This window comes from Micrococcus sp. APC 4021 (genome assembly GCF_030407635.1).
GTDB classification, from domain to species: domain Bacteria; phylum Actinomycetota; class Actinomycetes; order Actinomycetales; family Micrococcaceae; genus Micrococcus; species Micrococcus luteus.
Window position 1 is genome coordinate 1 of sequence record NZ_JASDCZ010000168.1, and the last position, 3590, is coordinate 3590.

A 3590-nucleotide genomic window follows, 5' to 3' on the forward strand; every position below is an offset into this window, starting at 1 on the left:
CCGGCCACACCGTCCACCTGTCCACGTCGGGCGTGGACGCCCGCATCGCCCCCGACGAGTTCGGCGGGTTCGTCCTGGAGATCGGCGGGGCTGTCCAGTCCCACGTGGACCTGGCCGACCCCGCTCGCATCCGCTACGAGTACCTGCGCCGCATGGCCCACGTGCTCGACGCAGCCTCCCCGACGGGCGCGCCGGTGCGGGTCCTGCACCTCGGCGCGGGCGCGCTGACCCTGCCGCGCTACCTCCAGGCGACCCGACCCGGCTCGGAGCAGACGGTGGTCGACCTGGACCGGGAGCTCGTGTCCTTCGTGCTCGCCGAGCTGCCCCTGCCGGCGGGCACGGACCTCGTCTCCGTGGTCGCGGACGCGCGCCTGGCCGCCGTCGACCTCGCGCTGGACGGGGAGCGGTTCGACGCCGTCGTGCTGGACATCGGCACCGGCGAGGAGGGCGCCGAGCACCTGCGCGGCGCCGTGTTCTACGGGGAGCTGCTCGAGCTGCTGACGGCGGGTGGGGTGCTGCTGGTGAACATCGGCGACGACGCCGGCCTGCACTTCCTGGGCGCCGAGCTGGGCGCCCTCGAGGAGGCGGCCGCCGAGGCCGGGGTGCCCGGCCCGTGGACGCTCGCGGACCAGGGGATGCTGGAGCGCCTGGACTGGGGCAACGTCGTGCTGGCCGCGGGGGCGCCGCTGGGAGAGGCCGGCTGCACGGAGCGCCTCGCCGCGGCGGGGCCGCATCCGGCGGCCGTGCTGGACCCGGCGGAATCGGCCGCGCTGGCCGCCCGCATCCGTCGCGCCTGAGGGCGGGCGCGGCGCTCAGGGCCGGGGGTCCTCCGCACCGGGGCCCGTCTGCGGCCGGGGCCACGGGTGGCCCCGGCGCTCCTCCGCCCCCTCGTTGAAACGCCGCAGGAGCCTGCTGAACTCGACGACGTCCTCGGCGGGCCAGGAGGCGACGATCTGCGCCACGTTGTCCGCGCGGGAGCTCAGCTCCGCGGCGAGGCGGGCGCGCCCCTCCTCCGTGGGGCGGTGCAGCCGGGCGGAGCCGCCGTCGGGATCCGCCACCCGCTCGACGAGGCCGGCCTTCATGGCGGCGGCCACCTGCCGGTGGACGGTGGAGACGTCGAGGTCGAAGGCCTCGGCCAGCTCGGCGACGCTCATGGCCCCGCCCGCCTCCAGGCGGGCGAGCAGCACGGTGGCGCTGCGCTCCAGCGCGCTCGACCGGCCGTAGGGGGCCACCCCCTGCGTGGCCACCCGCAGCAGGAGCATGTGCTCGTACATGATCCCGCGGACCGGGTCGGCCCACGCCCCCTCAGATGTTTGCATCATGCAAACGATGCTACCTTTTGCATCATGCAAATCGCCGAGCAGGAACGCATCGCCTCCCCCACCTTCGTCCTCGCCTGGGTGGTCTCCTTCCTCCAGTTCCTCGCGTTCTACGCCCTCGTCACCACCATGGCCGTGTACGCGGTCCGGCAGTTCGCCGCCTCGGACGCCGGGGCGGGGCTGGCCTCGAGCGCCTTCGTCATCGGCGCCACCCTCAGCCGCGTGGTCACCGGCCACGTGGTGGACCGCTTCGGCAAGCGCCGCGTCCTGGTGGCGGCCCTGGTCGCCGTCGCACTGTCCTGCACGCTCTACCTCGTCGCCTCCTCACTGCCGGCCCTGGTGGCGGTGCGCATGCTCCACGGCGCCAGCTACGCCTTCGCCAGCACCGCCGTCATGGCCCTGGCCCAGGCGGCCATCCCCGACGGGCGACGCGCGGAGGCCACCGGCCACCTCGCGCTGGGCACCACCCTGGCCACCGCGATCGGCCCCGCCCTGGGGCTCTTCCTCGCCGGCTCCATCGGCTACGTGTGGCTGTTCCGGGCGACTCTGGGGATCACGGTGGTCAGCCTCGTGCTGGGCCTGCTGGTGCGCGAGGCGCCCGCCGCGGCGGACGTCGACGGCGAGCGCGCCGCCGGCGAGGTCCCCCTGGAGCACCCCGCCCCCGCGGTGGGCTTCCGCCTGCGCTCCGTGCTGCACCCGGCGGTGCTGCCGATCAGTGGCTTCATGCTGCTGGTGGGCCTGAGCTACGCCGGGATCCTCACCTACCTGAACGCCTACTCGGTGGAGCGCGGGCTCACAGCCGGCGCCGGCCTCTTCTTCCTGGCCTACGCCGCGGCGATGCTCGTCATGCGCCTCACCCTGGGCACCCTGCAGGACCGCCGGGGGGACGACGCCGTCGTCTACCCCGCCCTCCTCTGCTTCACAGCCGCGCTCCTGGTGCTGGCCTTCGCCACGCGCGACTGGCAGGTGGTGCTGGCCGGGGCGCTGAGCGGCCTCGGCTACGGCACGCTCATGCCCGCGGCCCAGGCGATCGCCGTGAACGCGGTGCCCTCCCACCAGCTCGGCGCCGGCATCTCCACCCTCATGCTGTTCGCGGACGTGGGGCTGGGCCTGGGTCCCGTGCTCCTCGGCGGGCTTGTGGCCTCAGCCGGCTACGGCGCCATGTACGCGGCCCTGGCGGGCGTGCTCGTGGTCGCCGCCGGGTACTACTTCGTGATGCACGGACGCCGGCACGGGCGGCGGGAGACCGTGGCCCGCGCCTGAGTCCCGCGCGGTGACGGCGGCCTGCCGCCGCGGGCGGCGCTACCGGCGCCGCGCCGGCCAGGACGCGAGCGCGACGGCGGCGAGGGCGCCCAGGGTGCCCAGCACCGTCGTCGTGGTGACCGTGGATCCGTCGGTGGGGGCCACCAGGTCCACCACGAGGGAGCCCAGGAGGTTGCCCGAGACCAGACCGAGGGTGGCGGCGAAGACGCCCAGGCGCGGGACGACCATGGCGCCCACCCCGATGAACACGCACCCCAGCGGGCCGCCGAGGTAGAGCCGCCAGTCGTGCGGCAGCGCGGGCAGGCCGTGGCCGGAGGCCAGGGCGATCCCGCCCCACACGATCCCGAGGAAGAGGACGCCGGCGGTGAAGTTGACCAGGGTCGCCGGGATGGCGGTGCCGTAGGCCGTGGTCTGACGGGCGTTGAACACCTGCTGTCCGGCGGTGGCCAGACCGGCCAGCAGGGGCAGCAGGGCCAGCAGCGCCCAGCCGGGCCCGCCGCCGGCCTCGCCGAGTGAGGGCCACACCACGAGGGCGACCGCGGCCAGGGCGAGCGCCGCCCCCGTGAGGCGCCGCGGCGTCAGGCGCTGCACCCCGGCGGGGCTGAGCCCGAGCCGGTCCACGACCATCCCGCCGACCACCTGCCCGGTGACCACGGCGACCGTGAACACGGCCACGCCGAGGGGACCGATCGTCGCGGACTGGGTGAGCACCAGGAGCCCGCCGATCATGCCCGCCACCGCGTACCACGGGCGCACGGACCCCGCGGCCAGGGCCGGGCGGATGCGGGCCAGGCCCCGGCGACCCCGCGGCGTCAGCACGCTCACGAGCACCATGACGGCCAGGCCCGCCGCGAAGGAGCACAGCGCGGCGAGGACGGGGTCGCCCGTCAGGTGGGCGAGGCGGGAGTTGATGCGGCCCTGCAACGGCATCACGGAGCCGGCGGCCACCGCGAGCGCGAACAGCAGGGCGGTCGCCCGCGGGGAAGGGGCCTCCGGGCGGGCGACCGC

Annotated in this window: 4 protein-coding genes; 2 read left to right on the forward strand and 2 right to left on the reverse strand. The window is 75.7% G+C overall.

All coding sequences use genetic code 11. The features are described 5' to 3' along the window. Nucleotides 1-797: fused MFS/spermidine synthase (locus QL983_RS10730; protein WP_290152942.1), on the forward strand; the 797-nt coding region annotated here is incomplete at its 5' end. 15 nt (nucleotides 798-812) lie between these two features. On the opposite strand, the gene QL983_RS10735 is transcribed toward QL983_RS10730, so the two are convergent. Then, entirely contained in the window at nucleotides 813-1322 is a 510-nt protein-coding gene (locus QL983_RS10735; protein WP_122054751.1) for a MarR family winged helix-turn-helix transcriptional regulator, read from the reverse strand. 24 nt (nucleotides 1323-1346) lie between these two features. Between QL983_RS10735 and QL983_RS10740 the strand changes: the two genes are divergently transcribed. Beyond that, entirely contained in the window at nucleotides 1347-2582 is a 1236-nt protein-coding gene (locus QL983_RS10740; RefSeq protein WP_122054753.1) for an MFS transporter, read from the forward strand. 39 nt (nucleotides 2583-2621) lie between these two features. On the opposite strand, the gene QL983_RS10745 is transcribed toward QL983_RS10740, so the two are convergent. Beyond that, nucleotides 2622-3590 (reverse strand): DMT family transporter (locus tag QL983_RS10745; RefSeq protein WP_290152946.1); only part of this gene is annotated, 969 nt, incomplete at its 5' end.

Coding starts and splice junctions, on each gene's coding strand:
- QL983_RS10735 (WP_122054751.1), bottom strand. CDS start 1,322: ATGATGCAAACATCTGAGGGGGCGTGGGCCGACCCGGTCCGCGGGATC.
- QL983_RS10740 (WP_122054753.1), top strand. CDS start 1,347: ATGCAAATCGCCGAGCAGGAACGCATCGCCTCCCCCACCTTCGTCCTC.